Origin of the sequence: Bradyrhizobium sp. BRP19 (assembly GCF_020194195.1) — a bacterium.
GTDB classification, from domain to species: Bacteria; Pseudomonadota; Alphaproteobacteria; order Rhizobiales; family Xanthobacteraceae; genus Bradyrhizobium; species Bradyrhizobium yuanmingense.
This window is the reverse complement of record NZ_JADYVZ010000002.1, coordinates 902,277-929,241: the sequence shown is the minus strand read 5'-3', so window position 1 is coordinate 929,241 and position 26,965 is coordinate 902,277. Positions and strand designations below refer to the sequence as shown.

Annotated in this window: 26 protein-coding genes and 1 pseudogene; 18 read left to right on the top strand and 9 right to left on the bottom strand. The window is 63.4% G+C overall.

The window, feature by feature from the left end; genetic code table 11:
* Nucleotides 1–94 precede the first annotated feature (94 nt).
* Nucleotides 95–1,660, bottom strand: a complete 1,566-nt coding sequence (locus tag I6F36_RS10130) for an indolepyruvate oxidoreductase subunit beta family protein (RefSeq protein WP_225171359.1) — start codon at nucleotides 1,658–1,660, stop codon at nucleotides 95–97.
* Entirely contained in the window at nucleotides 1,657–3,816 is a 2,160-nt protein-coding gene (locus I6F36_RS10125) for an indolepyruvate ferredoxin oxidoreductase subunit alpha (RefSeq protein WP_225171358.1), read from the bottom strand. Before I6F36_RS10125 ends, I6F36_RS10130 begins: the two co-directional genes overlap by 4 nt.
* Nucleotides 3,817–3,943: 127 nt before the next feature.
* Between I6F36_RS10125 and I6F36_RS10120 the strand changes: the two genes are divergently transcribed.
* The 6 genes from I6F36_RS10120 (at nucleotide 3,944) to I6F36_RS10095 (ending at nucleotide 8,641) form a co-directional block, all read left to right on the top strand.
* Nucleotides 3,944–4,966 carry a carbon-nitrogen hydrolase family protein gene (locus I6F36_RS10120; RefSeq protein ID WP_225125917.1) on the top strand — a complete coding sequence of 341 codons (1,023 nt, stop codon included), beginning with the start codon at nucleotides 3,944–3,946 and terminating at the stop codon, nucleotides 4,964–4,966.
* 53 nt (nucleotides 4,967–5,019) lie between these two features.
* Nucleotides 5,020–6,126: a cupin domain-containing protein gene (locus I6F36_RS10115; protein ID WP_225141343.1), complete on the top strand. Its 1,107-nt coding sequence runs from the start codon at nucleotides 5,020–5,022 to the stop codon at nucleotides 6,124–6,126.
* A gap of 45 nt (nucleotides 6,127–6,171) precedes the next feature.
* Nucleotides 6,172–7,080: a fumarylacetoacetate hydrolase family protein gene (locus I6F36_RS10110; RefSeq protein WP_225125915.1), complete on the top strand. Its 909-nt coding sequence runs from the start codon at nucleotides 6,172–6,174 to the stop codon at nucleotides 7,078–7,080.
* A complete protein-coding gene (locus I6F36_RS10105) occupies nucleotides 7,080–7,517 on the top strand; it encodes a thioesterase family protein (protein ID WP_225125914.1) in 438 nt (145 codons plus the stop codon). The genes I6F36_RS10110 and I6F36_RS10105 overlap by 1 nt, the downstream gene beginning before the upstream one ends.
* Entirely contained in the window at nucleotides 7,514–8,221 is a 708-nt protein-coding gene (locus I6F36_RS10100) for a hypothetical protein (RefSeq protein ID WP_225125913.1), read from the top strand. Before I6F36_RS10105 ends, I6F36_RS10100 begins: the two co-directional genes overlap by 4 nt.
* A 207-nt stretch (nucleotides 8,222–8,428) precedes the next feature.
* Nucleotides 8,429–8,641, top strand: coding sequence for a hypothetical protein (locus I6F36_RS10095; RefSeq protein ID WP_225125912.1), 213 nt, complete (start codon nucleotides 8,429–8,431; stop codon nucleotides 8,639–8,641).
* 537 nt (nucleotides 8,642–9,178) lie between these two features.
* On the opposite strand, the gene I6F36_RS10090 is transcribed toward I6F36_RS10095, so the two are convergent.
* Both I6F36_RS10090 and I6F36_RS10085 read right to left on the bottom strand, forming a co-directional pair.
* Nucleotides 9,179–9,421 carry a ClpX C4-type zinc finger protein gene (locus tag I6F36_RS10090; RefSeq protein WP_036013407.1) on the bottom strand — a complete coding sequence of 81 codons (243 nt, stop codon included), beginning with the start codon at nucleotides 9,419–9,421 and terminating at the stop codon, nucleotides 9,179–9,181.
* A gap of 26 nt (nucleotides 9,422–9,447) precedes the next feature.
* A complete protein-coding gene (locus tag I6F36_RS10085; RefSeq protein WP_036013408.1) occupies nucleotides 9,448–9,648 on the bottom strand; it encodes a hypothetical protein in 201 nt (66 codons plus the stop codon).
* 681 nt (nucleotides 9,649–10,329) lie between these two features.
* On the opposite strand from I6F36_RS10085, the gene I6F36_RS10080 reads away from it, so the two are divergent.
* The 5 genes from I6F36_RS10080 (at nucleotide 10,330) to I6F36_RS10060 (ending at nucleotide 14,972) form a co-directional block, all read left to right on the top strand.
* Nucleotides 10,330–11,634, top strand: coding sequence for an ABC transporter substrate-binding protein (locus I6F36_RS10080; protein ID WP_225112760.1), 1,305 nt, complete (start codon nucleotides 10,330–10,332; stop codon nucleotides 11,632–11,634).
* Nucleotides 11,635–11,705: 71 nt separating this feature from the next.
* Nucleotides 11,706–12,605 (top strand): branched-chain amino acid ABC transporter permease, encoded by a 900-nt coding sequence (locus tag I6F36_RS10075; protein WP_036013410.1) that lies wholly within the window; start codon nucleotides 11,706–11,708, stop codon nucleotides 12,603–12,605.
* Nucleotides 12,605–13,561 (top strand): branched-chain amino acid ABC transporter permease, encoded by a 957-nt coding sequence (locus I6F36_RS10070; protein WP_225125911.1) that lies wholly within the window; start codon nucleotides 12,605–12,607, stop codon nucleotides 13,559–13,561. The genes I6F36_RS10075 and I6F36_RS10070 overlap by 1 nt, the downstream gene beginning before the upstream one ends.
* Complete coding sequence (locus I6F36_RS10065; protein ID WP_036013413.1) at nucleotides 13,561–14,304, top strand: ABC transporter ATP-binding protein; 744 nt, start codon at nucleotides 13,561–13,563, stop codon at nucleotides 14,302–14,304. Before I6F36_RS10070 ends, I6F36_RS10065 begins: the two co-directional genes overlap by 1 nt.
* Nucleotides 14,301–14,972 (top strand): ABC transporter ATP-binding protein, encoded by a 672-nt coding sequence (locus tag I6F36_RS10060; protein ID WP_225125910.1) that lies wholly within the window; start codon nucleotides 14,301–14,303, stop codon nucleotides 14,970–14,972. The genes I6F36_RS10065 and I6F36_RS10060 overlap by 4 nt, the downstream gene beginning before the upstream one ends.
* A 93-nt stretch (nucleotides 14,973–15,065) precedes the next feature.
* Here the strand turns inward: I6F36_RS10060 and I6F36_RS10055 are convergent, their stop codons facing one another.
* A complete protein-coding gene (locus tag I6F36_RS10055; protein ID WP_225125909.1) occupies nucleotides 15,066–15,305 on the bottom strand; it encodes a hypothetical protein in 240 nt (79 codons plus the stop codon).
* 136 nt (nucleotides 15,306–15,441) lie between these two features.
* Here I6F36_RS10055 and I6F36_RS10050 point away from each other — a divergent pair.
* A pseudogene (locus I6F36_RS10050) lies at nucleotides 15,442–15,580 on the top strand (IS5/IS1182 family transposase); the annotation flags it as partial.
* A gap of 321 nt (nucleotides 15,581–15,901) precedes the next feature.
* Here I6F36_RS10050 and I6F36_RS10045 read toward each other — a convergent pair.
* The 4 genes from I6F36_RS10045 to I6F36_RS10030 are packed head-to-tail and all read right to left on the bottom strand — an operon-like array spanning nucleotide 15,902 to nucleotide 20,612.
* Entirely contained in the window at nucleotides 15,902–16,615 is a 714-nt protein-coding gene (locus I6F36_RS10045) for an ABC transporter ATP-binding protein (RefSeq protein WP_109144179.1), read from the bottom strand.
* Nucleotides 16,612–18,381 carry an ATP-binding cassette domain-containing protein gene (locus I6F36_RS10040; protein WP_225125908.1) on the bottom strand — a complete coding sequence of 590 codons (1,770 nt, stop codon included), beginning with the start codon at nucleotides 18,379–18,381 and terminating at the stop codon, nucleotides 16,612–16,614. Before I6F36_RS10040 ends, I6F36_RS10045 begins: the two co-directional genes overlap by 4 nt.
* Nucleotides 18,378–19,421, bottom strand: a complete 1,044-nt coding sequence (locus tag I6F36_RS10035; protein ID WP_225125906.1) for a branched-chain amino acid ABC transporter permease — start codon at nucleotides 19,419–19,421, stop codon at nucleotides 18,378–18,380. The genes I6F36_RS10040 and I6F36_RS10035 overlap by 4 nt, the downstream gene beginning before the upstream one ends.
* A gap of 42 nt (nucleotides 19,422–19,463) precedes the next feature.
* Entirely contained in the window at nucleotides 19,464–20,612 is a 1,149-nt protein-coding gene (locus tag I6F36_RS10030) for an ABC transporter substrate-binding protein (RefSeq protein ID WP_225125904.1), read from the bottom strand.
* A gap of 631 nt (nucleotides 20,613–21,243) precedes the next feature.
* Here I6F36_RS10030 and I6F36_RS10025 point away from each other — a divergent pair.
* The 6 genes from I6F36_RS10025 to I6F36_RS10000 are packed head-to-tail and all read left to right on the top strand — an operon-like array spanning nucleotide 21,244 to nucleotide 26,956.
* The gene (locus I6F36_RS10025) at nucleotides 21,244–22,026 is read left to right on the top strand and encodes an aspartate/glutamate racemase family protein (protein WP_057029858.1); all 783 of its coding nucleotides are present in this window, start codon (nucleotides 21,244–21,246) and stop codon (nucleotides 22,024–22,026) included.
* 31 nt (nucleotides 22,027–22,057) lie between these two features.
* Nucleotides 22,058–22,486: an organic hydroperoxide resistance protein gene (locus I6F36_RS10020; RefSeq protein WP_345944074.1), complete on the top strand. Its 429-nt coding sequence runs from the start codon at nucleotides 22,058–22,060 to the stop codon at nucleotides 22,484–22,486.
* 22 nt (nucleotides 22,487–22,508) lie between these two features.
* Nucleotides 22,509–23,687, top strand: coding sequence for a thiolase family protein (locus I6F36_RS10015; RefSeq protein ID WP_225125902.1), 1,179 nt, complete (start codon nucleotides 22,509–22,511; stop codon nucleotides 23,685–23,687).
* Complete coding sequence (locus I6F36_RS10010) at nucleotides 23,684–24,925, top strand: SDR family NAD(P)-dependent oxidoreductase (RefSeq protein ID WP_225125900.1); 1,242 nt, start codon at nucleotides 23,684–23,686, stop codon at nucleotides 24,923–24,925. The genes I6F36_RS10015 and I6F36_RS10010 overlap by 4 nt, the downstream gene beginning before the upstream one ends.
* Nucleotides 24,926–24,960: 35 nt before the next feature.
* Nucleotides 24,961–25,740 carry a cyclase family protein gene (locus I6F36_RS10005; protein ID WP_036013430.1) on the top strand — a complete coding sequence of 260 codons (780 nt, stop codon included), beginning with the start codon at nucleotides 24,961–24,963 and terminating at the stop codon, nucleotides 25,738–25,740.
* A 58-nt stretch (nucleotides 25,741–25,798) separates the two neighbouring features.
* A complete protein-coding gene (locus I6F36_RS10000; RefSeq protein WP_225125898.1) occupies nucleotides 25,799–26,956 on the top strand; it encodes an ABC transporter substrate-binding protein in 1,158 nt (385 codons plus the stop codon).
* Nucleotides 26,957–26,965: the final 9 nt, after the last annotated feature.

The following is a 26,965-nucleotide window of genomic DNA, read 5'->3' as shown; positions in this document are numbered from 1 at the left end:
CCGATTAACAACCTGAGAATCGTAGTCAAGCGGTCTGATCCTGACCTCCTGCGGAGCGAACGGCAATCCAATCCTGCGTCCGGCGCCCGTGGAATCATGCGAAAGTCTTTATGGTCTGGATCACGCCGTCGAGCGCCGTTCCGGCGCTGTCCTTCAGCGCGGCCTCGCGCAGGCGGCGCGCCCAGTCGGCGGCATCCTCGCGGCGCTCCACCAGCTTGATCGCCGCGAGCGTCCTGTCGAATTTCGACAGCCCCCGGCTGTGGGTGTCTGAATAGCCTTTGACGAGGCGTCGGCATTGCAGGATCTCGACACCGAGCTGGTAATTGGTGCCGACCGCCTCGGTCGCGGCCTTGAGCCATGAATCCCGGTGCGCGGTCTCGATGGCGTGACGCAGCGAGCGGCGGCGCAGGCCGCGCATTCCGCCGACGACATAGAGGGCCAGGAACCAGGGCAGCGAGTAGGTTCGCACCCGGCGTCCCCGGTTGACGCGGCGATCGAGCCAGCCGAGCAGGCGCGGACGCGCGCCGAGCCAGCGGCCGAAGCCTGCCGGCAGCATGCCCATCACTTCCTCCATGCGGGGATGCATGAACTCGGTGGTCTGGAGCACCTGTCCGTTCGACATCTCGAGCTCGCTCTCGATGCGCGCGCGGCGGCCGGCGCGCGTCTTGAGGTCGGCGACGCGGATGACGTCGTCATAGGTCATGGCGTTGGCGAGGTACTTTGCCGCGGCTTCCGTGAAGGCATAGGCATGTGCGTCACCGCCGGCGTTTCGGTCGGCTGCGTGCAACCTCTTGAGGATGTCGAGATATTCGCCGCCATAGGCGAGGTCCTGGAAGTCGATGACCTTCCGCAAGCCTGCGCGAGCCATGCCGAGTGCAGGCTGGGGCAGCTCCCGATTCAATCTTGCGACGAGCTCGCCAAGCTGCGGATCGGGCGTCGTAGAAGAGGGGATATTGTCGGCCGGTTTGGCTGGCGCGGGCGCCGCAACTTCGGTCGGGCCGGTCTTGACCCGCTCGAAGGCGGCCTCGAACGTCTCGACGCTGGCCTTGGCGCCTTTGCCGCCGCTGCGGATGACGTCGAGATAGCTGTCGCGGCTGAACGGCAGCACGCCTGCGCCTGCGAGCGCGCCGAACATCGCGGCCGAGATGACGCTGCCATGCGCGATCGCCAGCGCGTTCAGATCGAAGATGATCTCGGTCTTCGCCGCAATGCCGATGGCGCCGGTCACGGCGCCGCCGTCGGCGATGCCGTTGCCCGGCGCGATCTTCTCGCCGATCGCGAACGAGCGGTGGTTGGACGCGATCAGCGTGGTGCGATCCGGCGTCACGAGGCCGCGCAGGATCGATCGACCGGCTTCCATGAATTCCGCCGCCATCACCACGTCGACGTCGCCGGGGGTGGGCATCAGCGACAGGATCGGTTTGCGGCCGTCGAGCGGCGGCATCGCCTCGATATAGTAGATGGTGGCGCCGGTGCGCTGGGCGACGCCGGGCACCGAGGTGGACTGCGCGACCCAGCCATGGTTCTCGGCGAGCTGAACGATCCAGTCCGTCAGGACGCCGCCGCCCTGGCCCCCCATCGCGACAATCGCGATCGAGATCGGCCGCTCGGTCGCTTCGCCCGCGGCGGGGAGGGCCAGCCGGACCGTCTCGTCCCTCATGCCAGTGCCTCGAGCGCCGGCCGCCGGCGGTCGCGCCGACGCTGCAGCCAGCCGATCACGCTCATGGCGACCCTGGATTTGAACATGTCCCAGCGAGTCGGATTGTGGATGACGTCGGCTCGATAGAACGAGGGGCAGAGCACGGCGGCCTCGGAGACCTCGCCGCAATTGCCGCAGCCGACGCAGGAATTGTCGATCGCCGCGACCGGATCGTCGCGCAAGGGGTCATCGAGCTGCTTCACCGACAGTGACGGGCAGCCGGAGAGGCGGATGCAGGCATGGTCGCCGGTGCAGACGTCTTCGTCGACGCCAAAGCGCTCCTTGACGATGCGCGTCCCGTCCTTGATCGCCTTGTTGATCTGCGGCTTCACGCGCCGCTGCTTGTTCAGCATGCATTCGGAGGAAGCGACGATGACCTTCGGGCCTTCCTCTTTCGTCGTCAGCGCTTCCTTCAGCGTGTCGCGCATCTTGCCGACGTCGTAGGTGCGGTCGAGCTGGCGCACCCACTGGCCGCCGATGCCCTTCACCGCCTGCACGATCGAATTGTTGGTCTTGCGGCGCTTGTTGACCGCGCGGGAGGACAGGATGTCCTGACCGCCCGTGGCAGAAGTGTAGTAATTGTCGACGATGACGAACACGCCGTCATGCTTGTTGAACACGGCATTGCCGATGCCGCTGGTCAGTCCATTGTGCCAGAAGCCGCCGTCGCCCATCACCGCGATCGACCGCTTGTCCGCCTTGACGTTGAAGGCCGAGGTCGAGGCCGGGCCGAGGCCGAAGCCCATCGTGGTCGCGCCGATGTTGAACGGCGGCAGGATCGAGAACAGATGGCAGCCGATGTCTGCGGAGACGTGGTGCTGGCCGAGCTCTTCCTCGACCAGCTTCATGGCGGCGAAGATCGGCCGTTCCGGGCAGCCGGTGCAAAGCCCGGGCGGGCGCGCCGGCACCACCTGCTTGAGCTTCTCGACCGCGGGGTGATTGAGCACGGGCGCTGCGTCCGGCGCCGGCGGCCGGTTGCCGAGCAGCCGCGGCTCGGTCTTCTCCAGGAATGCCCTGACGCCGCCGAGCAGCACCTGCGCGGTGTAGTCGCCGCCCATCGGCAGCACGTCCTTGCCGTGGACGCGCGCCTGGATGTCCTTGCGGCGCAAGACCGTATTGATCGCCTGCTCCAGATATTCCGGCTGGCCTTCCTCGACGATGAGCACGGCGTCCTTGTCGAGGCAGAATTCCGCAACCTCGGTATCGATCACGGGGTAGGTGACGTTCATGATGTAGAGCGGGATCTGCGTGTTGCCATAGGCATCCGACAGCCCGAGATATTGCAGCGCGCGGATGACGTTGTTGTACATGCCGCCCTGCATGATGATGCCGACCTTGCCCTGCTTCGGCCCCATCCACTCATTCAGCTTGTTGTCCCGAATGAATCCGACAGCCGCGGGCATCCGCGTCTTGATCTTCTCCTGCTCGTGCTCATAGGCCGCCGGCGGCAGCACGATGCGGTTGACGTCACGCTTGGGATTGTTGAGCGCGTCCTTGATGGTGTGCGCCGGCCTGACATTGTCCTTGCAGGCGAAGCTGCCGTGCATGTGGCAGGCGCGCACGCGCACCTCCAGCATGACCGGCGTGTTGGAGACTTCGGAGAGCTCGAAGCCTTTCTCGATCAGATTGACGATGCATTCATGCTCGGGGCGGGGATCGAGCAGCCACATCTGCGACTTCATCGCGAAGGCGTGGGTACGCTCCTGCATGATGGAGGAGCCTTCGCCATAGTCCTCGCCGACAATGACCATGGTGCCGCCGGTGACACCGCCCGAGGCGAGGTTGGCAAGGGCGTCGGAGGCGACGTTGGTCCCGACGGTCGACTTCCACGCCACCGCGCCGCGCAGGGGATACATCACCGATGCCGACAGCATCGCCGCGGCGGCTGCTTCGTTGGCCGAGCTCTGGAATACGACGCCGAGATCGTCGAGCACGTCCTTGGCGTCGGCCAGCACGTCCATCAGGTGCGAGATCGGCGAGCCCTGATAGCCGCCGACATAGGCGACCCCCGATTGCAGCAGCGCCTTGGTGATGGCGAGGATGCCTTCGCCGCGGAACGTGTCGCCATCGCCGAGCCTGAGATCCTCGACCTCGCGAGCAAAAGACCGTTCAGCCATTGCACCCTCCAGAAATATGCGATAGCATACGTTTACATGTGAAGTAAGTCAACGCCGCGCCATGCTATCACGCTTGCGGATGCTCTCTCCGACAAGGCGGTCATGAGCCAGCGACAGGGTAGGGCCGATGCTGAAGCTGCCTCGCTTTAAAGCTGCCGCCGTCCAGGCTTCACCAGTCTATCTCAACGCAAGCGCGACCGCGGAGAAGGCGGCTTCACTGGTCCGTGAGGCCGCAGCCAACGGGGCGAAGCTCGTCGCGTTCCCCGAAGTGTTCGTTCCCGGCTATCCTTATTGGAACTGGATCACCGATCCCGTCACCGGCAGTGCATGGTTCGAGAAGCTCGCCAAGGCGTCGGTGCTGGTGCCGGGGCCGGAGGTCGAAATCGTCTGCAAGGCCGCGCGCGATACGGGATGCCACGTCGTGCTCGGCGTGAACGAGCGCAGCCCGGTCTCGCTCGGCGCGATCTACAATACGCTGGTTTTCATCGGTCCTGACGGCGCCTTGCTCGGCAAGCATCGCAAGCTGGTGCCGACCTGGGCAGAGAAGCTGACCTGGACCGGCGGTGACGGGTCGAGCCTGCGCGTCTATGATACCGAGATCGGGCGTCTCGGAGGCCTGGCCTGCGGCGAGAACACCAACACGCTGGCGCGCTTTGCGCTGCTCGGGCAGGGCGAGCTCGTGCACGTCGCCAGCTATATCTCGCTTCCGGTCGCGCCCCCCGACTATGACATGGCGGAGGCGATCAAATTGCGCGCGATTGCCCACTCCTTCGAAGGCAAGATCTTCACGATCGTCTCCTGCTCGACCGTGTCGGAGGAGATCATCGCGGCGATGGAGACCGTCGTTCCCGACGCACGCGCACGTCTGCAACGGAAGTCGAGCGCATTCTCCGGTATCATCGGTCCGGACGGGCGCGTGGTCGGCGATCCCTTGATCGACGACGAAGGCATCGTCTATGCCGACATCGACCTCGATCGCTGCATCCAGCCGAAGCAGATGCACGACATCGTCGGGCACTATAACCGGTTCGACATTTTCGATCTGCGGGTCAACCGTCGTCCGCAGACGCCGCTCGGTCTGACAGAGGCGGAAGCCGTCGCCGGCCAAGAGCAGGCGGGCTTCTCGTCGATTCCAGGTCGAGCGGAATGACGGGCCGGTTCGCTTGAGGGTGCGGGATCATAAGACAGGACTTGGAGGATAGGATGCGCGAGAACGTGATCGGCCGGGCCAATGTCGAGGACACCCCCGAGCTCGAGGCCTATTACAAGGATCTCGAAAGGTACGAAGCCGGAGCGCTCTGGACCGTCGCCAACAAGATCGAGCCGTGGGCGCCGCAATCGGCCTCGGTTCCCGTGCTCTGGCGCTACAAGGATCTGCGCGAGCACGTGCTGCGCTCGGTCGAGCTGGTCTCGCCCGAGAAAGCCGGGCGGCGCGTGATCTATCTCAACAATCCCGGGCGGCGCGACGTGTCGGCCGCGGTCGGCTGGCTCTATTCCGGATTGCAGGTGATGCATCCCGGCGAGGTCGCCACGGCCCATGCCCACTCGGCCTCGGCGCTGCGCTTCATCATGGAGGGCGCGGGCGCCTACACCATCGTCGACGGTCACAAGATGACGCTGGGCGCGCGGGATTTCGTGCTGACGCCGAACGGCACCTGGCACGAGCATGGTGTCGAAGGCGACGGCTCGGTCTGCATCTGGCAAGATGGCTTGGACATCCCGCTCGTCAACGCGCTGGAAGCCAATTTCTTCGTCGTGCATCCGAACATCCAGCAGGAGCCGTCCGGCTATCCCGTGGACGACATGACCCGGACCTGGGGCAATCCCGGTCTTCGGCCGGCGGACTCGCGCTGGTCGAAGGGTTATTCGCCGATGTTCAAATATGAGTGGGAGCCGACCTACGAGTCCTTGCAGAAATATGCGGCCGCGACCGATGGCTCACCCTATGACGGCATCCTCATGAACTACGTCAACCCGGTCACCGGCGGGCACGTGATGCAGACGATCGGTGCGAGCATGCAGCTGCTGCGCCCCGGCGAGAAGACCAAGTCGCATCGGCACACCGGCAGCTTCATTTACCAGGTGGCCAAGGGACGCGGCTATTCGATCATCGGCGGCAAGCGGCTCGAATGGGAAGAGCGCGACATCTTCTGCGTTCCGTCCTGGGCCTGGCACGAGCACGGCAATGCCTCAGCGAGCGAGGATGCCTGCCTGTTCTGCTTCAACGACCTGCCCGTCATCGAAAGCCTCGGGCTCTATCGGGAAGAGGCCTATGGCGATAATGGCGGTTACCAGTCGGTTGCCGCCTGATAGGCCCTTGCAGAATTCAACCAGAACAGCCGGATAGAAGCCTTCATGCGTCTCGTCACCTACACCTTGGGCTCCAGCGGTGCCCGTCTTGGAGCCCTCGTCAATGGACTGGTCGTCGATGTCGAGCACCTTGGTGCGTCCAGCGGCGTGACATGGCCGGGTGACATGCTGTCGTTCATCGACAACAGCGTGACCCTGCTGCCTGCGCTTAAGCGTGCACTGGCGGACGCCCATGGCCGCTTCCCGGCCGGCTCGGCGGTCGCGGTCGAGGATGTAAAGCTGCAGGCGCCGATCCCGCGGCCGCGGAAAAACATATTCGGCATCGGGCTGAACTATCGGGCGCATGTGGCGGAATCCGCCAAGAGCCTGGATACGGACAAGGACCTGCCGAAGCAGCCGGTCGTCTTCTCCAAGCCGCCGACCTCCGTGATCGGCCCGGGCGCGGCGATCCAGCACAATGCGAAGATGACGCAGCAGCTCGACTGGGAGGTCGAGCTCGCCGTCATCATCGGCAAGACCGCAACGCGCATCGCGCCCGACAAGGCGATGGACCACGTCTTCGGCTATTCGGTGATGATCGACATTTCCGCGCGCGACAATCGCCGCGCCGGACAGTGGATTTTCTCCAAGGGCATGGACACTTATGCGCCCTTCGGCCCGTGCATCGTGACCGCGGACGAGATTCCTGATCCACACGATCTGCGGCTGTGGCTGACCAAGAACGGGGTCATGAAGCAGGACTCCAACACCAAATACATGATCTTCGACATTCCGGTGCTGATAGCGGACATTTCGTCGGGCATGACGCTCGAGCCGGGCGACATCATCGCCACCGGTACGCCTGAAGGCGTCGGCGCCGGCATGAGCCCGCAGGAATGGCTTTGGCCGGGTGACGTGGTCGAGGCGGGCATCGACGGCGTCGGCGTCATCCGCCACCCCGTTGTTGCGATCTGATGACGAATTTTTCGTTCGATCGCGTGCTCAGGTTCGGAGACTGCGATCCCTCGGGGATCGCGTACTTCCCGTCCTATTTGCACATTCTCAACGGCGTCGTCGAAGATTTCTGGGCTGGAATCGGTTTTCCATGGCCGGAGCTGATCGCGGTCCGGAAGATCGGAACGCCCACGGTACACCTTGATTGCGATTTTTCCCGGCCCTCGATGTTCGGCGATCTCCTGACGTTCAACCTGCGCATCATCAGGGTCGGTGGGTCATCTCTCCATCTCGAGCATATCATCTCCGGCGCGAATGGCCCGCGCTGGCGCGCGCGGCAGATCCTTGCTGCGACCTCGCTGATCGATCACCATGCGATCCCATGGCCCGATGACATTCGCTTCGCACTGATAACGCATGTGAGCGCGGGCGAGGGGACCGAGGCTATGCCCGCATGATCTCGCTGTTCATGGCATTCTCCGATTCCACAGGCGAACGGCGAGTTCGTCCTGATGAGGTTGCCACTGTGGCGGAGCTCGTCGGATCGATCCCCGGCATGACCGAGGCCCTGCTGTTCACGCCGCTCGAACAGTCGGTCGACCATCCCTACAAGGCCGACGGCGCCGGCCCCGCCTTTGCGCTGCAACTCCGGTTTCCCGACCTGTTCGCCTGCGAGGCGGCGATGGACCGCGGCGGCGTCCTTGCCGGCCTCGCAACAGGGGCCGGTCTCTCCGGCCTCACCGGACTCGCTATCACACACCAGGTGATGCTGACGCGCCCGTTTCCGGTCGATGTCGCAGAGCATCCGGCGGGAACGACGACCCCCTGCAGTTACCTCGTGCACTATCCCGGCCCGGCCGAGGATATGAACGCCTGGAACCTGCATTATCTGGAGCACCACCCGTCGATCATGCGGACCTTCCCGAACGTCCGCCAGATCGAGATCTACACCCGCATCGACTGGGTCGACCGGCTGCCGTCGCAGCGCGTCGAGCATATGCAGCGCAACAAGCTGGTGTTCGACAGCCCGCAAGCCCTCGCGCACGCACTCGGCTCCGACGTGATCAAGCACATGCGTGCCGACTTCGCGAAATTCCCGCCATTCGCAGGCGGCAACAGGCATTTTCCGATGCTGACCAGAGTGGTGGGGGCGAGGCCCTAGGCGGTGTACCGATAAAATCCGGCGGCGTGATGCGGCCAAAAGCCATGTCTGCTTTGCTCCTATAGCGACCGAGTTCGTGCGGCGGCGCAGTATGTCGCGATGGGCCATTAACGGAAGAGTAGCGCTCCAGCGATTTGAAAGGAGTTTTGGTCTAAAAGCGGGTATGCTGCCGTTTGCAAGGCAGGCCCCTTCCTGCGAGATGGTTCTATGGACGCGAAATCGGCTGCACAATTGAAACAGCACGTAGAGCGGGCAATTGAGGAATTATCGCTGGCGCTCATGCTCGCCAAAGAAGCCTCTCCAGCAGATGAGTTTCTGAAATTGAGGAGATCGGTCGGCGATATCATCGCTCGGATGGACACCATGCTTCACGACGAAATTAACAAAGATCATCCAGGTGTGGATGGCATGAAAGACTGACCGCTAACGTCTGCCTCGGGTCAAAAGCCGCCGATTTGCCCAGTGGTCGGGCGCTTCCAGTCTACCCCCGTTTCCGGACAACTCCTCGCTACGCCTAACGAAAGCGATGGGCCAACAACGGACGTGGTAAACTGCAGTTACTCCCATTTGACGGGACCCCACGGCTGGGCGTCCGCCCAGGCTTTAGCCTCAGCCAGGGAGAGGTGTTCCCCCGAGTTAGTGAGCAGACAATAGTACAAGAACCCGTCCTTCGTTTCCGGTATCGGTCGGGTCTCATCTATCGACGGCTCTTCGTCAGTGTCGCGCTTAAATCTCGACGACGCGAGACGTGCTTCTTTTCTATAAACGGCAATGCGCCGCCGAACATTGCCGTCGTAATACCAGGTACCTTCCGCGACCTTTTGGTTCATAGCGACGCTCACACGCTAAACACGAAGCTGATGTAACCGGCGACACCGAATGTCTGCAACGGGTCAAAAGTTGCCGTGGCGCCCCATGCTGCGGCAGCCCGCTAAGGGCCAACAGGTGAGTCGCCTATCACTTTCCTAGCGTAGCGACGAACTGGCGATGTCGCTCAAGCCACTCCGGCTTTTGCAAACCGATGACCTGTACACAAAGCTCAACGCATTCATTGCAAATAGCACCGGCGGTCTGCTGACCTTGTACGCTCACGGATACGGCGTTGACCACGGAAACAACTTCTCTCGGCTCCTTTCCACAAAAGGAGCAAATTAAGTCCGAGGCCGTCATCCTCTGATCCTTCCAGTCGAGTTCGATCATCCAAAGGTTCGCGGCTTGCCGTGATCTTAATCTCGCGGCTTCTTGAAAATGAAATCTAATGTTGACGAAGGGTCTTGCTTGCTCTTCCAGTCAGCAAGTTTTTCCTCTTCCGCGTGCAACTGACGATACAGTTCTGACATCCTGCCAAATATCGAGCGAAGTGTCGTGTCGCTCGTGGTCTGGGAAATTTCAGCACACCGCTCGGCCATGTCAAGATTTTCGTTCATGAACACTCTACGCTTCCGCTAGAGCCGACAGATTGATACAGTTAGAAATGACCAACCTTGATCTGCCTGTCGAGAGCTTTATCATCGAGCGTCTGGTCGAGGGCGGCTAGCGGATCAGTGAGCGTCGCCCCGATCGCGAGGACATTCCTGTTGCGGACTTCGTGTCCCTCCGTGACGCCGAAGAATGGGTGAAGTGGAAGCAGGGCCTTCCGAAGCTCAACCCTTATGCCGTTGAATAGGCCAAGAGGGGCGACTTCCGTTTTGGGTCAAGGCTGCCCTCGGCAGCTCCACGGCAGCGTTCCGCTCAGCCCTTGGAAGCCGACCGTGCGCGGTCAAAAGGGGAAGTCAGCAACGGGCCAAAAGCGCAAAGCGCGTTCGGTGTTTGTTGCTGGAACGGGAGCGCCTATGTCGCAGAGCAACGGCAGGCACGAATGGCCCGCAGCGGGCTCTGGCCGGAGCTTTTATCGCATCATGGAATTAAAGGCATCGACCATTTTGGGGGCCTTGTCCGTTTCGATCGATGCGCTTCCGACAAAATGGGGGGCGGCGTCGAACTGAATTCGTCGGCTCGTGAATGGCAGAAGAGGGCTGGCAACACGCGACAATTATAGTAGCGTTGTTGCAAGAAGAAGCGCACGGCGGCTGAAACCGGGCGCAACAATAAAACAGGGAGGACTTTCGATGCAGTTTCTCAAGGCTGCGGTTGCGGCCGGGCTTATAGTTGCGAGCTTTACGGGCCCCTCGCTTGCGCAGAACAAGCCGTCGGAGCTCAAAATCGGCATCACGACGTTCCTGTCGGGCCCTGCGTCAGTCTTCGGTGTGCCGGCGAAGGCCGCGGCGGAGATGATCGCGGAGGACCTCAACAAGAAGGGCGGCATCGGCGGCGTGCCGGTCAAGCTCTCCTTCATCGACGAAGGCGCGGGAGGCGAAGCGCTCGTCTCGAACTACCGACGCGTTGTGCAGGACGAAAAGGTCGATGCCACGTTTGCTTCGATCTCGTCGGGCAGCTGCACCCAGTTGGTGCCGGTCGCCGAAGACCTCAAAGTCATGAATTTCATGTGGGACTGCGGTGCGGCCTCCATCCTCGAAACCAAGAAGTACCGCTACAATTTCCGGACTCAGGCGAACGGCACGCCGGAAATGCTGGCCGTGCTCCTTTACCTGCTCAAGACCAAACCCGACTTCAAGACGATCGCGGTGGTCAATCAGGATTATGCATGGGGTCGGGAGAGCTGGGAGATCTTTTCGACCGCGCTCAAGGCGATGAAGCCGGACGTGCAAGTCGTCGCGGAACTCTTCCCGAAGTTCGGCGCACCGGACTATTCCACTGAGGTTTCCCGTCTGTTGGCGCTGCGGCCGGATGTGGTCCTGACCACGTCCTGGGGTGGAGATCTCGACACGCTGGTCCGCCAGGCCGGTCAGCGCGGCCTGTTGCAGCAGTCGACCTTCGTGCTCGGGATCGGCGAATCATCGATCCAGCGGTTGGGCAAAGACCTGCCTGAAGGACTGATCGTCGGCGCACGCGGAGACCACTGGTTCCTGCATCCCGAGAAGAAGAACGACGCGGCCTTCAAGGCGTTCAATGAAGCCTTCAAGGCGAAGACCGGTGCCTGGCCGATCTACCCGGTCTATCACATGGCGCAGGCGTTCAAGGCCCTGCAGACCGCCTACGACAAGGCGATCAAGTCCAACGGCGGCAACTGGCCCACGCGCGAACAGGTCGTCGACGCGACGGCGGGCATCGAGTTCGCCACCGGCTTCGGCCGTCCGATTACGCTGCGGCCCGAGGACAACCAGGGTCTCGAAGCTCAGCTGGTCGGCGTCACCAAGTCCGTTCCGGGGTACGACTTCAAGCTGCTCGACAACATGATGATCTTCGATCCGAAGATGATCACCAACCCGGCGGGCGTACGGTCGGTTGAGTGGCTCAAGACGCTCAAGCCGGACTTCGTCAAGATGGACGTGCCGATCTTCAAAGCTCAATAACGGCACGCTCGATTTTTGATCCCCGTCCTCCGTGCCTCGTCCCGGAGGACGGACCTTTTCCGAAGGCCATCATGAACTCGACACTCGCTATCTTGGCGATCCTCGATGGGATCAGCTACGCCGCACTGGTGTTTTTGGTCTCGGTCGGGCTCAGCCTGATTTTCGGCGTGTTGCGCGTGGTCAACGTCGCGCACGGTTCGCTGTACGCGTTCGGCGCCTACCTGGCTGCGACGTTCAGCCTTGCAATCGCGCCGATCTCGCCTTGGCTCACCTATCCCGCGCTGCTGGCCGCTTCCATCGTGATCGGCGTCGTGTGCGGCGGTTTCATCGAACGGTTTCTGCTGCGACCGCTCTCCGGACAGGAGGACGTCCTCCAGCTTCTGATCACTTTCGCCGCCTTCATGATCATGGACAACCTGCAGCGTCTGATCTGGGGCGTGCAGCCCATCTTCGCCGCGGAGCCACTGAGACTACTTCCCAACATCGCCGTGTTCGGCGTCAGCTACACGTCGTACCAGGTCATTCTGCTGCCCGGAGTCGCCTTGGCGACGCTGTTCGGGCTCCGCTACTTCCTGCGCAGGACGCTGTCGGGAGCGGTGATCCTTGCGGTCACGGAGGATCGCGAAGCTTCGACGGCCATCGGGATTGACGCAAAACGCGTATATTTCGTCACCTTCGTCATCGGCGCGAGTCTGGCCGCGTTGGGAGGAGCGCTGGCCTCGCCGACCACCTCGCTGGTCCCTGGAATGGGCGCCGATATGATCGTGCTTTCCTTTGCCGTCGCTGCGACCGCGGGTCTCGGCCAGATCGAGGGCACCGCGCTCACCGCGCTGATGATCGGCCTGACCCGTGCCTTCGTAATCTATCTCCAGCCGGAATTCGAAGTTCTCGTTCCCTATCTGCTGATGGTGCTGGTGCTTCTGGTGCGTCCGTTCGGCCTGTTCGGCGCCGTGCAGGTAAGGAAAATATGATGAGCGGTCGCATTAAGCCGGTCACCACGATCGCGACCATCTTCTTTCTGGCCAGCGCCGTCGCGCCCCTTTTTGTAGCGAGCTGGGCAACCCTGTTCGCGTTGATCCTCGCGAAGGGCATCGTCGTCCTCGGTATCATTCTTCTGCTGCAGGCGGGACAGGTGTCGTTCGGACATGCAATGTTCTTCGCTACCGGGGCATATACCGCAGCGTTCTGGGGCAAGTACGTCGGTGGCGGCGACATCGTGCTCTTCATCGCGCTGGGCGGCATAACCTCCGCCGTCTTCGGCCTCATCGTCGGGCTCTTCGTCGTGCGCTACCGGGAGATCTTTTTTGGAATGCTGAATCTGGCGTTTTCGATGGTGCTGTGGTCGCTGCTGGAGAAGATGTTTCATTACACCAACGGCGCCGACGGCATCCGGGTCCCTCGTCCGGCCCTGTTGGGGCTGTCGTTTACGCCCGAAACCTTCCAGTACGTCATTCTTTACGTGAGCCTCTTGATCGCGGTCGTCGCCTTCTACGGCGTGCAACGCTATCTCGATAGCCCGCTCGGACACATGCTGCGTGCCATCAAATCGAACGAGACGCGGCTCGAGTACCTCGGGACGTCCGCACGGCGCGTGCTTCTGATAGGCTACGTGATCTCGGCTTTTCTCGGCGGCATCGGCGGCACGCTGGTGGCGATCATCCAGCAGATCGCCACGCCCGAGTTCGGGTTCTGGACGAAGTCGGGCGAGTTCGTCTTTATCGCGATCCTCGGCGGCAGCGCCCACGCCTTCGGAGCGTTCGCCGGCGCGGCGATGTTCGAGTGCGTGCGCTTCTATGCGGCGGCCCACCTGGCCGACACCTGGCAACTGATCCTCGGCGTGGTCTTGATCGTCATCATTCTCTATGCGCCTAACGGACTGATAGGTCTCAGGCAGCGCTACGGCCAGGCGAAGCAGGGAGGACATTGATGACCAACGTCCTCCTTTCCGCGAAGGGCATCAAAATCCGGTTCGGTGGCGTCGTCGCCGCCGACGGTATCGATCTGGACGTGCTCCAAGGCGAGAACCTCGCGATCATCGGACCGAACGGCGCCGGAAAGACCACCTTCCTCAACATCTCGACGGGTTATCTGCGGCCGCAGGCCGGAAGCATCACCTTTCTAGGCCAGGAAATCACGGCGCAGCTCCCGCGCACGATCACCAAACTCGGCATCGCGCGGGCCTTTCAGATACCGCAGCTTTTTCTCGATCAGACCGTGATGGAGAACATGCTGATCGCCGCGGCCTCGCGGCTGGGAAGCCCTTCCGGCTTTAGGGCTCTTTCCGCCCTGCCTGAGCTGTCTGAAATGGAGCGCCTCCTGGATCTCGTCGGCGTCAAGCTGTACGCATCTCGCAAAGCGAGGGAGCTTCCCGAGGGACAACGCAAGCTGGTCGACATCGCTCTGGCGCTCGCGCTGAAGCCCAGACTGCTGCTGATGGACGAGCCCACCTCGGGCGTCGCCTCCGCAGAGAAGCTGGAGATCATGGACATCCTGACGTCCGCGCTCGCCAAGGAGAAGGTGACCTCGGTCTTCGTCGAGCACGACATGGACATGGTGGAGCGCTATGCCCACCGAGTCGCGGTGTGGAACGTCGGGAAGATCCAAAAGGTCGGCACGCCCGCGGAGGTTCTGGCCGATCCCAAGGTCCGCGAACAGGTGATCGGCATATGACGGCGATGCTGGACTTCGAGAACGTCAACGTCGCGATCGCCGATGCGCCGGTGCTGCGCAGCGTCAGTTTCTCGCTGCCGCCGGGCGCGACCGCCGCGCTCATCGGGCGAAACGGCGCCGGCAAAACCACGACGGTACGGACCATCATGGGCTTCACGAAGGCGAGCGGTACCGTGCGCCTGGGCGGTCAGGACCTGGGGCATGTTCCTCCGCACCGACGGCCCTTCCTGGGCATCGGCTACGCCCCCGAGGACCGTCGTCTCTTCTCGGCCTTTACGGTGGAAGAAAACATTCTTTTGCCCGCTCGCGTCGCGAAACTTAGCGCGGAAGAGGCGCGCCGGCGGCTGGAGCGAGCCTACTCCGTCCTGCCGGAGCTCGAGGAACTGGCGGGTCGCCCGGCGGGCTCCGTCTCGGGCGGCCAAGGCAAGATGGTCGCCCTCGGGCGCGCCCTGATGCTGGGCACCCGCCTCGTCATTCTGGACGAGCCGTTCCAGGGCCTCGCCCCTGTGCTGGCGCAGAGGTACGCCGAGGCGCTGCGTCGGCTTCGTTCGCAGGACCGGGACATTACCCTGCTGATCACAGAGTCGAACCCGAAGCTGCTCGAGACCTTCGCAGACGTGACGCTGACGATCGAGCGCGGCGAAATCGAAAGCCGGGTCCTTGCGTAGCGCCGTGCGGCCGCCACGGAGTTATTGCCCGAAGAGAAAGGGCCAGCGTGTAGCTGACCCCTTCAGCAGCACTTGAGCGATCAAAAAACACGCTTATTTCTTGCACTTCTTGGCCGACTCTTTGTCCGCATACGGACCACAGTTGTAGGCGTTGTTCAGTTCGTCCATCGTCTGCGGCCAGCTATCCATGGAGCCCGCCCGGGCACCACTCTGGCTACTTCCCACGTTTTTCACTTGCTGGGAACGAGTTGGTTCTGCTTCTGCATCAACTGCGAAGGATGCAGAGAGAAATCCGGCTGTAAGAAGTCCGACGAACAGCGTCTTGGTCATCATGGTTTCCTCCCTATGGAGTTCGAGTTCAGAGTAGCCGTTGGTGGCCACGCAAAGCGGGGGAGTTCAAAATCAGCGCGACGTGCGGCGCACGATCGGAGGGGGTTACTTGAATAAGGTGATGTAAGTCACTCTAGACGCACTTGCTGCTGCCCATGATGCCGCTGTCCAGAGATCGACACCTCGATTGTCCGCGTCCATCAGCATGGCGCTGTGTCACTAGGAACTGGGACCAATCGATCGAAAGGTCACGCGGTGGCTTGACGAGTGAAATCCACGGCTATGGCTGACCGCGCGTTACGAGTCCACGCGCTAGATTGGCGAGAGCGTTGGAGAATTGGCGTCGCACGGATTCAGACGGTCGCGCGTCTTGCAGTGTACCTTATGAAAACGGAAGTCCAGGTTGGCGGTTGAAGCCGTCGGCATCCGGAGCGGCGATGATGGCATTATGCCCCTGTTTTGCCCGACGGAACAACCTGTTTTCGTAAAATCCGTAAGGCTCGCCGCAAGTCATTGAAAACGCTGTCAGCGGCTACTGTGCATGGGGTTGTTTTCGACGTTTTGTGTTTTCAGCGAGCGGGGCCTGATCCAGGCCGGCGCTAGTGTCCGCCGAGATAGGCCGTGATCAGCCGGGGATCGTGGATGAGATCCTTGGCGGGGCCGGACTGCACGATCTCGCCGGTCTCGAGCACATAGCCGTAGTCGGCCGTCTCCAGCGCGGCGCGGGCGTTCTGCTCGACCAGCAGGATCGAGACGCCGAGATCGCGCAGCGAGGCGATGGTGCGGAAGATCTCGCGCACGATCAGCGGTGCGAGGCCGAGGCTCGGCTCGTCGAGCATGAGCAGCTTCGGCTTGGCCATCAGCGCGCGCCCGAGCGCCAGCATCTGGCGCTCGCCGCCGGAGAGGGTGCCGGCGGCCTGGCGCTGCCGCTCCTTCAGGCGCGGAAAGCGATCATAGACCTCGTCCAGCGTCTTCTGGACGCCCGAGCGGTCGCGCAGGCTGTAGGAGCCGAGCAGGAGATTGTCGGCGACCGACATGTCGGAGAACAGCTCGCGCTTCTCCGGCACGAGGCACAGCCGACGCTCGACGCGGTCCTCGACGGACATCCTGCCGATGTCGTTGCCCTGAAACACGAGGCGGCCGCGGGAGGCGAGCAACCCGATAGCGGCCATCAGCAGCGTGGTCTTGCCGGCGCCGTTCGGGCCGATCACGGTGACGATCTGGCCTTCCTCGACCGACAGCGAGACGTTGCGGACCGCTTCGACATTGTCGTAGCAGACGGTCACATCCGTCATGGAAAACATCTCGCTCACGCGACGCCTCCGAGATAGGCCTCTTGAACCCGTTCGTCGCTCCGGATCGCGGCGGGCGCGCCCTCGCAGAGCTTGGAGCCGAAGTCGAGCACGACGATGCGGTCGACCAGCGACATCACGAACTCCATGTCATGTTCGACGATCAGGATGGTCAGATGGTCCGACCGCAGCGAGCGGAGCAGCTCCGCAAGCCTGAGCTTCTCCTGGCGGCGCAGGCCAGCGGCCGGCTCGTCCAGCACCAGCAGCGCCGGGTCTGCGGCGAGCGCGCGCGCGATCTCCAGGATGCGCTGGTTGCCGAGCGGCAGATTGCCCGCGAGCTCGAACGGCTTGTCGCCGAGCCCGACGCGTTCGAGCTGCTTCAAGGCCTCGTGCCGGGTGCTGGCTTCCTCGCGCTGGTTGAGGCGCAGGGCGCCGGCGAACAGGCCCGTGCTGGTGCGCGCGTAGGTGCCGAGCATGACGTTCTCGAGCAGGCTCATGCGCGGCCGCAGCTTCACATGCTGGAAGGTCCTGGCGATTCCGCCCCTCGCGATGCGGGATTGTGGATCGCGCGTGATGGCGCGTCCGGCAAAGACGATCTCGCCCTTGTTGACCCTGAGCGCGCCCGTCAGGCAGTTGAACATCGTGCTCTTGCCGGCGCCGTTCGGGCCGATGACGGCGAGGATCTCGCCGGAGCGGACTTCGAAGCTGACATTGTTGACGGCGACAAGACCGCCGAACCGCCGTTCGGCGCCGTCGACCTTCAGAAGCAGTTCGCCCGGTTTCGGCTGGGGACGGCGGGGCAGGGGCGGAGCGGCTGGCGGCCGTTCGCGCTTGATCTTCGGCAAGTAGCGCGCGACGAACGGCACGATGCCCTGCCGCGCCCATTGCAGGAACAGGATGAACAGCGCGGAGAAGGCGACGATCTCGAGCTGGCCGGACGCGCCCTTGGCGATCAGCGGCAGATAGTCCTGCACGCTGTTCTTGAGCAGGGTGACGATAGCGGCGCCCACGACGCCGCCGAACAGGCTGCCGGCGCCGCCGACCATCGACATCATCAGATATTCGATGCCCATGCCGGCCTCGAACGGGCCCGGGCTGATGAAGCGGCTCATATGGGCGTAGAGCCAGCCGGAGAGCGAGGCGAGGAAGGCCGCGATCACGAAGGTCACGAGCTTGATCCGGAACGCGTTGATGCCGAGGCTTTCGACCAGGATATTGCCGCCGCGCAGCGCGCGCATGGCGCGGCCGATCCGGGAGTCGAGGAGATTGTAGCCGAGGAAAAGCACCACGACGACGATGCCCCAGATCAGGAAATAGATCTGGGCGCTCGAGACGAGCGCGAATGATCCGATACTGATCGGCGGGATCGACGAGATGCCGTTGAAGCGCCCGAGCCCCTCGACATTGCCGAACAGGAAGCCGATGGCGAGCCCCCAGGCGACGGTCGAGAGCGACAGGAAATGGCCCTGGAGCCGCAAGGTGACGGCACCGAGGACGGTTGCGACGCCGCAGGTCAGCGCCACCCCGAACACGAGGCCGAGCCAGGGGGAATATCCGTTCAGCGCAGAGACCCAGGCGGTGGCATAGGCCGCGACGCCGACGAAGGCGGCCTGTCCGAAGGACACGATGCCGCCGACGCCGGTGAGCAGGGCAAGGCCGATCGCGACCAGCGAATAGATGCCGATATAATTCATCAGCGTGATGCTGAACGGGTTGAGAACGACTGGCGCGAGCGCGAGGCACGCCACCGCCGCCACCGCCGCGAGCTGAACGTGAAGGCGCGTCATTCCTCGATCTCCTCCTCGGAATGCAGCGAGGCGAGGGATCGCCAGATCAGGATGGGGATCAGAAGCGAGAACACGATGACATCCTTCAGTGCGCTGCTCTCGAAGGATGCGAAGCTTTCGAGGATACCGACCCCGACGGCGCCGATGGCCGCGCCGGGATAGCTGGTCATGCCGCCGACGATGGCGCCGACGAAAGCCTTGAGGCCGAGCAGGAAGCCGGAATCGTAGAATATGGTGTTGACCGGCGCGATCAGGATGCCGGAGACGCCGGCCATCAGCGAGCCCAGGAGATAAGCGATGGTGCCGGCGCGTGCGGGACGTATCCCCATCAGGCGGGAGCCGGTCCGGTTCACGGCCGTGGCGCGGAGCGATTTACCGACCAGGGTGAAGTCGAAGAAGAGATAGAGCAGGCCGGAGAAGACGAGGGCTGCGATCACGATCAGCATGGTCTGGCCCGAGATCAGCACGCCCGCAAACTCGGTCGACAATGATGTCAGCGGCTCGGTCCTGACACCCTCGGGACCGAAGAAGAGCAGCCCGAGGCCGACCAGCGCGAAGTGCAGGGCGACGGAGACGGTCAGCAGCAGCAGCACCGTCCCGTCCGCAATGGGACGGAAGACGATCCGGTCCAGCAGCGGGGAGATGGGGGTGACCAGCATCAAGGCCAGCACGAGCCTGATGGCGAGCGGCGGCTCGGCGCGCATGGTCAGCCAGGCGAGGCCAACCACGGCCAGCGGCAATGCGAGATAGAAGAAGAGAGCGCGCGGAAGCAGCCGACGCTCGCCGTTGCGCAGCAGCGAGACGATTTCGATCAGGGTTGCGAGGCACGCAAGGATGACAACCAGCGCACCCGTGCCCGGAAAGCGCTTCGCGTCGAGCGCCGCCAGCGTCAGCGCCGTGAAGGCCGCGATGTCGCCAAAGGGAATGAAGATGACCCGTGTCACCGTGAAGATGAGGACGGTCCCGATCGCCACCAGCGCGTAGACTGCGCCGGTGGCGATCCCGTCGATCGCAAGAATGGCTGCGATGTCGCTCGTCATTGAGAACGCCGTCCCCTTGTTCTGGTGGCCTGCCCTGTCCGACTACGGCGCGTATTTCCAGGCGCCGCCCGTCAGGCGCACCACGACCAGCGCGCGCTCATCGACGCCGGTCACCGCGCCGGGCTTGAAGTTGTAGATGGCGTGCACGCCGGGCAGCTCCTTGGTGCTGAGGATCGCGTCCCGCAGGGCGGCGCGGAATTCCGCCGTGCCGGGCTTCGCCGTCTTGAGCGCGCGCTCCGCTGCGTTGGCGAAGATCAGCCAGGCGTCGAAGGAGTAGGCCGAGAAGCCGTCGGTGGTCGGGATGTTATGGACCTTCTGGTAGACGCTGCGGAAATCCAGCGCGATCTTCTTGGCGAAATGTTCGTCGGGCAGCTGCTCGGCCACGATGACCGGGCCGGCGGAGACCTGGATGCCTTCGGCCGCCTTGCCGCCGACGTTCACGAAGTCCGGATTGACGAGCGCCACCGTGCCGTAGGTGTTTCCCTTGAAGCCGCGCTCCGCGAGGCTGAGGAGCGGCAGCGCGCCTTGCGTCCCCGAGCCGCCGTCCAGCACGGCGTCCGGCCGCGCCGCGAGCACTTTGAGGATCTGCGCGGTGACCGAAGTGTCGGTGCGCGCATAGCGCTCGTTGGTCTGGATCTTGACATCGCCGGCGGCCTCCGCCGCCTTGGCGCCGTTGTAGACGAGGTCCCCCCAGGCGTCGGAGAAGCCGATATAGCCGATGTTCTTCATGCCATCGCGCTTCATGCGATCGGCGATGATCTTGACGAGGAGGGACGCAGGCTGCGGCACCGACACCACCCACTGCTCGGGTGTTTCCGGCAGTTTGCCGATCGGCGAGACCGCGATCATCGGCACTTTCAATTCGCTCGCCACCGCCGCCATGGCGATGGTCGAGGGCGCCGTCGCCGTGCCTATCAGGAGGTCGACCTTCTCTTCTTCCACCAGCTTGCGGGCATTGCGGGTCGCGGCCGACGGGTCGGAGCCGTCGTCGAGCTGGATCAGGCGGACGGTCTCGCCGTTGATGGTCTTCTTGTATTCATAGGCCGCGTTGATGCCACGCCCGTAGGGGATGCCGATCGACGAGCCGTTGCCGCTGAGCGAGGTGACGAAGCCGATGGTGATATCGGCCCGCGCGGCGGGGGCTGTGACGATGCCGGCGGCAAGTGCAAGTAAACTCAGAGTCTTGCGCATATGCGTTCTCCTCCGTTGATGCTGGATAGGAATGCTTCGATGCTGCCGCACGGGGTCCCCGAACGACGAACCGGCCGATTGAAAACATTGCTGCGGCGCCAAATACCGGGCGCGACCGAAGAGTGTGCTCCGGGCGCTCAGCAGCCATGATGTTGCGTGCCGCGCGAACGATAGGCCCACCGGCACATGCAAGCGGGCCTTTTCCGGAGCGATGAAAGGTCGTCGGTGCCGCCGCGATGCGCGAACGGCGATGCTGCTGCTAAGGCCGGCTGTTCGAGCACGGCGACTGTCCACACGATCGAGTCTCTCAAAATCGGTGCCCTGCAACATCATTGTCATGGCCACCGGTCTTTGACCGGCGAGGAATTACTTAAAGCCTAAAGTAACTCCGGTGGCGCCGTCAACACGTGTCACGGGGCTGTCAGAAAAAAATGTTGTTGCATACAATTTCGTCAGTGTGCGGCGCTCCTGCGCTCATCGACCCACAGAAAACGCCGTGCTCGCCTTGACCCCGACGGCACTGGTCGCCGTCGCCGCCGCGCGCATTTGACGCGTCAATTAGTTTATGGTTGAAATATATTCATCGGCAGCCGACGACCGATCCTCCGATCACCGCTTGAGGAGAAGGACGATGCGCATCTTCTGGCAGAGCTTTGTTGATGCGAGCGTGAATGCGCCCTACATGGCGCGGCTGTCGGAATACCTGAACGACATCGCTGCGCCAGGCACGACGGTCCACGTCCAGGGCATCAGTCCGCCGGACCGCGAGTTCGGACGGCTCGCGGAATTGCGCTGTGCGGTCCAGGCAATCGACAACGGTATTGCAGCGGAGGAGGGTGGGTTCGACGCCTTCGTCATGGGGCATTTTCAGGATCCCGGACTCTACGAGCTGCGCTCGGCGCTCGACATTCCCGTGATTGGGACTGGCGAGGCGACGTTGCTGGCGGCCTCACAACTCGGGCGGCGGCTAGGTCTTGTGACGCTCGATCCCGTCTTCGAGGTCTTGCACTATGAGCAGGCTGAGCGTTACGGCCTCGGCGATCGCGTCGTCCATGTGACCGGCCTTGGCTGCAGGCCGGATGATTTCGCCGATGCGTTCGCCGGAAACGCTGCCGCGCAAGCCCGCATGATCAAGGACTTCGTCGCCTGCGCGCTCCCGCTGGTGGAGCGCGGCGCGGATGTCGTGATTCCGGCCGGCGTGTTGCCAGGCCTCTTGATCGGGCGAGAGCATGGCCTGAAGGTCGGCCACGCCCCAGTGGTCAACTGCGCGGCCGTGGCGCTCAAGAGTGCCGAGATGTGGGTACAGCTCCGGAAGCTCAATGGCACCGAGCCCAGCCGCGGGCCGAGCTTCAGGCGGGCCAGCGCCCAGGCCCGCGATGACTTCCGCGCGCTACTTGCCCGTAACAGCCGCTAGTCCTCGAAAAACTGTCCCTGGAGAACAAATAATGATGACCCCCGAAAAGATCCTGTACGAGACCGAGGTGACGGCGACCGGAGGTCGGGATGGCAAGGCGGCCAGCGCTGACGGTCTGCTCTCGGTGTCCCTGTCCTTGCCGAAATCGATGGGTGGTCCCGGTGGCGAAGGCACCAATCCCGAGCAGCTCTTTGCGGCCGGCTATGCCGCTTGCTTTCTCGGCGCGGTCAAGCTCGTCGCGCGCACGCGGAAGGTGGTGCCCTCTGCCGAGCCGTCCGTGACTGCGAAGGTTGCGATGGGGCCGGTGCCCGTCGGATATGCGCTCGCTGTCGAGCTGAAGGTCAGCCTGCCCGGTGTCGAGAAGGCCGTGGCCGAAGAGGTCGTTGCCGGTGCGCATGAGCGTTGCCCCTATTCGAACGCAACCCGCGGCAATATTGACGTGAAACTGACGGTGGTCTGAGGCGGATGAACGAGGGCGGTCGGTGACCAACACCTTGCGCGCACCATATGACGGCGTGGTGATCGCGGCTCCCGTCACGATTCCCTATGTGCGCTACTCCATCGAGAGCGCGCAGTGGTGGATCGGGCGGGCGCTGAGCGCGCTCGTCGCGCAGGCCGGCATCAAGGCCTCCGACATCGACGGCCTGTGCGTCTCCAGTTTCACCATGGGCACGGACAGTGGCATCGGATTGACACAGCATTTCGGGCTCTGCGTCCGGTGGTTGGACACGATCCCGCTCGGCGGCGCCAGCGCTATTGCGGCGCTGCGCAAGGCGGCGCGCGCGGTTCAGGCGCGCGATGCCGACATCGTGGCGTGCGTCGCTGGCGACACCAATCACGTCGATTCGTTCAGGCTGACGCTGGAGAATTTCTCGCGGTTCAATCAGGACGCCGTCTATCCTTACGGCGCGGGCGGCGCCAATGCCAGCTTTGCGCTGATTGCGCGCAACTATATGCGAATGTTCGGCGTCGCGCGCGAGGACGTCGGCAAGATCGCTGTCGCCCAGCGCGCCAATGCCCTGCGCAACCCGCATGCGCTCATGAAGGCTCCGCTCACGCTCGAGCAATACCTGGCGGCCCGGCCGATTTCCGATCCGATCCACCTGTTTGATTGCGTGATGCCCTGTGCGGGCGCGGAAGCTTTCCTCGTGATGCGCGATGAGACGGCTTCATCCCTGAAGCTGCCCGCCGCGCGACTCCTTTCGACGATCGAGCGGCACAATGCCTTTGCCGACGATCCGATGCAGGTGCGCGGCGGCTGGGCGATGGATGTCGGCGAGCTCTATGCGATGGCCGGCGTCAAGCCTGACGATCTCGATGTCGTGCAGACCTATGACGACTATCCCGTCATCACGATGATGCAGTTCGAGGATCTCGGATTCTGCAAGAAGGGCGAGGGCGCTGAGTTCGTGCGCCAACACGATCTCACCATCGACGGCGACTTCCCGCACAACACCTCGGGCGGACAGCTCTCGGTCGGGCAGGCCGGTGCCGCCGGCGCCTATCTCGGCCTCGTTGAAGGGTTGCGGCAGGTTCTGGGCAGTGCCGGTCCCACGCAGGTCAGGAATGCGAGCCTCGCTCTGGCCTCGGGGTTCGGTATGATCAACTATGATCGTGGTCTCGCCTCGGGTGCCGCGATCCTTGCTGGACCTTCGCGATGATAGAGCCGATCAAGCCGCCCCGGCGCAAGAATCCGCTGCTGCGGACGCGGCTGCCGGCCTCGCCACCGCGACCGCGCAGCAGGATATCGCACGGGTTCACGCGCGCGGCCGCCGAAGGCCGCTTCATGCTGCAGCGCTGCGAGGCTTGCGGCGCCTTTGCCTATCCGGCGCGCGAAGCCTGCCCGTCTTGTCTTTCTGCCGGCCTCGCTTTCGTCGATGCGCCGCGGCGAGGTGTACTGCTTGCCGAGACAACGGCGCGGGTGCCGAGCGACGTCTATTTCCGCGAACGGGCACCGTGGCGGATCGGCCTCATCAAGATGGATTGCGGTCCGACGATCGTCGCACATCTTCATGCCGACTGTGCAGAGGGTGCGGCCGTCAGCATGTCGCTGCAACTCGACAAGAGCGGCCAGGCGGTGGCCTTTGCCCATCCCGAAGCGGAGACACCCAACATGGCAGACGACAAGCAGTGGCGGGAAATGACGGCCGATCCGAAATTCCGTCGCGTGCTCGTCACCAACGGTCGCAGCGTCATCGGTCAGGAAGCCGTCGCCGCTTTGAAGGCGGCGGGCGCCAAGACGGTGTTCGTCGGCATTGCCGAACCCTGGCGGCCGTTTGCCGGCGAGGAGCGGCTACGCGGTCAGGACGGGATCGAGATCGTGACTCTCGATGCGGCTGACGAAAAATCGGCGACCGATCTTGCGGCCGACATCGGCGGCAAGGTCGATATTCTCGTCAACACGACGGAATATGTCCGGCCGGGCGGCCTGCTCGATCGCAGGGGCACGAGCATCGCACGGGACGAGATCGACCAGGCCTATCTCGGCTTCATCAATCTCGCTCAAGCCTTTGGCCCCGCCATGCGGATGCGCGGTGCCGACGGCATCAACAGCAGCGCGGCATGGGTCAATATTCTCTCGGTCTATGCACTGGCGAACTGGCCCGCCTTCGGCGCCTACTCGGCTTCGCAGGCCGCCTGCCTGTCGTTGTCGCATTGCTTGCGCGCGGAGCTGCGGCCGGGCGGCGTCCGGGTGATGAACCTGTTCACCGGCCCTGTCGACACCGAATGGTTCCAGACCGTGCCGCCGCCCAAGGTCGCGCCGCGCGTGATCGCGCAGGCGGTCGTGTCGGGCCTCAAGAACGGACTCGAAGAGATGTATGTCGGAGATGTCGCCGAAGAGATCCGGCAACGTCTCGCGGCCAATCCGAAAGCGCTCGAGCGCGAGCTCGACCGATAAGAAGCGGGATTTCAACCGAGCTGGAGGACTTGACGATGCAAAGCAATCTCCTGGAGCTGGCGAGTGCGATTTCTTCCGGCGCGGTGCGCGTCGTCGATCTGACCTTCACACTCAGTCCGGACTTTCCGGTCATCGTCCTGCCGCCGGAATTCGGTCAGGCCGCGCCTGTCCGCATCCAGGAGATATCGCGATACGATGGTCGCGGCCCGGCCTGGTACTGGAACAACGTTACGTTTGGCGAACACACCGGCACGCATTTCGACGCGCCGATTCACTGGTTCACCGGCAAGAACCTGCCGAACAATGCCGTCGACACGATGCCGGCCAAGGACATGATCGCACCGGCCTGTGTCATCGACTGCTCGGCGCAGGCGGCGCAGGATCCCGATTTCCTGCTGACCGTCCCGATTGTCGAAGCTTGGGAAGCCAGGCACGGCCGGATCCCCGAGCGGAATTGGGTCCTGCTCAGGACCGACTGGTCGAAGAAGGGCTGGCGTGACTACTCCAATCTCAGGGACGACGGCGCGCATACGCCGGGCCCGAACCCGGCGGTGATGAAGTGGCTGGTGGAGGAGCGCGGTGTCATCGGTTTCGGCACCGAAACCATCGGCACGGATGCGGGGCAGGCCGGACACTTCGAGCCGCCTTATCCGGCGCATCACTTCCTGCACGGCGCGGGCCGCTACGGCCTGCAATGCCTGTGTAACCTGGATCAGCTTCCGGCCACCGGCGCCGTCATCGTGGCCTCGCCACTAAAGATCCAGAACGGTTCCGGCAGCCCGCTTCGAGTCATCGCTCTGGTGTCGTCCACTTGAGCCCCAATCAATGGCGCTCGCCAATCAGACCAAGAAATTCTCCCGAAAGACAGGTGCCATGAACTTGATCAAGAGCCTGGTGGCTTCCACTGCATTGCTGCTTGCCGTTCCGCAATTCGCGCGAGCCGAGATCCTCGTCGGATTCGTTACCGGCCTCAGTGGGCCGGTGTCATCGATCGGTATTCCCAACGCGAAGGGGATCGCGGCAGGTCAGGCCTATATCGGCGAAATCGGCGGCGAAAAGCTGCGGGTCATCCAGCTCGACGACGGCTCCGATCCGACCGCGTCGGCACGCAATGCGCGCAAGCTGGTGGAGCAGGAGAAGGTCGATATCCTGATCGGCACGTCCGGCGCTCCCCAGACGCTCGCGATGGCGACCGCGGCCATCGAAATGAAGATTCCGATGATCGCGGTGTCGCCGATCGCACCGGTGGCGTCAGGCGACGGCGGTCCCTGGGTCGTGCAGACGCCGCAGCCCACGCCGCTTCTGGTGCAAGGAATCGTCGACCATATGAAGGCGAAGGGCCTGACGACCGTCGCCTTCATCGGTTTCTCCGATGCGTTCGGAGATCTCATGTACAATTCGCTCGAGCAGAGTGCGAAGGCCGCCGGCATCAAGGTCGTCGCCAACGAACGCTATGCCCGGTCGGACTCGTCGGTGACGGCTCAGGTGCTGCGCGCACTCGCCGCGCGTCCCGACGCCATCATGCTCGGCGGCACCGGCACGCCAGGCGCGCTGCCGGTCATCGCTCTGTCCGAGCGGGGATATAAGGGACCGCTCTACGGCAATCACGGGCTGATCAGCGCCGATTTCCTTCGTCTGGCCGGCAAAGCCGCCAATGGCATCATGTGCCCGACGGGACCTGTGACCGCGGCGGAGCAGCTTCCGGCCAGCAATCCGATCCAGAAGGTCGCCCTGGATTTCCGCGCGGCCTTCGAAAAGGCCAATGGCGAGGCGCCGACGGATTCATTCTCGTCCTATTCCTTCGACGGCTGGCTGATCTTCGCCGACGCCGCCAAGCGTGCGCTGGCAACCGGTGCCAAACCAGGCTCACCTGAGTTCCGTACCGCGATTCGCCAGGCACTGTTCACTACCAGGGAGGTCGTCGGGACGCAGGGCGTCTACACCTACACGCCGGCGGACCGGCATGGAGTCGACGATCGCTCGCGCATCATGGTTCAGATCGAGGACGGCAAGTACAAGCTGTTGCCTTGAGGTGCGAGC

Excerpts from the sequence above, each read along its gene's own strand:
- I6F36_RS10090 (WP_036013407.1), bottom strand. The coding sequence starts at position 9,421 with ATGATCGAACTCGACTGGAAGGATCAGAGGATGACGGCCTCGGACTTA.
- I6F36_RS10055 (WP_225125909.1), bottom strand. The coding sequence starts at position 15,305 with ATGATGACCAAGACGCTGTTCGTCGGACTTCTTACAGCCGGATTTCTC.
- I6F36_RS10070 (WP_225125911.1), top strand. The coding sequence starts at position 12,605 with ATGAGCGGTCGCATTAAGCCGGTCACCACGATCGCGACCATCTTCTTT.
- I6F36_RS10010 (WP_225125900.1), top strand. The coding sequence starts at position 23,684 with ATGATAGAGCCGATCAAGCCGCCCCGGCGCAAGAATCCGCTGCTGCGG.
- I6F36_RS10125 (WP_225171358.1), bottom strand. The coding sequence starts at position 3,816 with ATGGCTGAACGGTCTTTTGCTCGCGAGGTCGAGGATCTCAGGCTCGGC.
- I6F36_RS10105 (WP_225125914.1), top strand. The coding sequence starts at position 7,080 with ATGACGAATTTTTCGTTCGATCGCGTGCTCAGGTTCGGAGACTGCGAT.
- I6F36_RS10060 (WP_225125910.1), top strand. The coding sequence starts at position 14,301 with ATGACGGCGATGCTGGACTTCGAGAACGTCAACGTCGCGATCGCCGAT.
- I6F36_RS10120 (WP_225125917.1), top strand. The coding sequence starts at position 3,944 with ATGCTGAAGCTGCCTCGCTTTAAAGCTGCCGCCGTCCAGGCTTCACCA.
- I6F36_RS10025 (WP_057029858.1), top strand. The coding sequence starts at position 21,244 with ATGCGCATCTTCTGGCAGAGCTTTGTTGATGCGAGCGTGAATGCGCCC.
- I6F36_RS10020 (WP_345944074.1), top strand. The coding sequence starts at position 22,058 with ATGATGACCCCCGAAAAGATCCTGTACGAGACCGAGGTGACGGCGACC.
- I6F36_RS10075 (WP_036013410.1), top strand. The coding sequence starts at position 11,706 with ATGAACTCGACACTCGCTATCTTGGCGATCCTCGATGGGATCAGCTAC.
- I6F36_RS10005 (WP_036013430.1), top strand. The coding sequence starts at position 24,961 with ATGCAAAGCAATCTCCTGGAGCTGGCGAGTGCGATTTCTTCCGGCGCG.
- I6F36_RS10000 (WP_225125898.1), top strand. The coding sequence starts at position 25,799 with ATGAACTTGATCAAGAGCCTGGTGGCTTCCACTGCATTGCTGCTTGCC.
- I6F36_RS10035 (WP_225125906.1), bottom strand. The coding sequence starts at position 19,421 with ATGACGAGCGACATCGCAGCCATTCTTGCGATCGACGGGATCGCCACC.
- I6F36_RS10030 (WP_225125904.1), bottom strand. The coding sequence starts at position 20,612 with ATGCGCAAGACTCTGAGTTTACTTGCACTTGCCGCCGGCATCGTCACA.
- I6F36_RS10085 (WP_036013408.1), bottom strand. The coding sequence starts at position 9,648 with ATGAACGAAAATCTTGACATGGCCGAGCGGTGTGCTGAAATTTCCCAG.
- I6F36_RS10080 (WP_225112760.1), top strand. The coding sequence starts at position 10,330 with ATGCAGTTTCTCAAGGCTGCGGTTGCGGCCGGGCTTATAGTTGCGAGC.
- I6F36_RS10040 (WP_225125908.1), bottom strand. The coding sequence starts at position 18,381 with ATGACGCGCCTTCACGTTCAGCTCGCGGCGGTGGCGGCGGTGGCGTGC.
- I6F36_RS10110 (WP_225125915.1), top strand. The coding sequence starts at position 6,172 with ATGCGTCTCGTCACCTACACCTTGGGCTCCAGCGGTGCCCGTCTTGGA.
- I6F36_RS10065 (WP_036013413.1), top strand. The coding sequence starts at position 13,561 with ATGACCAACGTCCTCCTTTCCGCGAAGGGCATCAAAATCCGGTTCGGT.
- I6F36_RS10115 (WP_225141343.1), top strand. The coding sequence starts at position 5,020 with ATGCGCGAGAACGTGATCGGCCGGGCCAATGTCGAGGACACCCCCGAG.
- I6F36_RS10130 (WP_225171359.1), bottom strand. The coding sequence starts at position 1,660 with ATGAGGGACGAGACGGTCCGGCTGGCCCTCCCCGCCGCGGGCGAAGCG.
- I6F36_RS10095 (WP_225125912.1), top strand. The coding sequence starts at position 8,429 with ATGGACGCGAAATCGGCTGCACAATTGAAACAGCACGTAGAGCGGGCA.
- I6F36_RS10100 (WP_225125913.1), top strand. The coding sequence starts at position 7,514 with ATGATCTCGCTGTTCATGGCATTCTCCGATTCCACAGGCGAACGGCGA.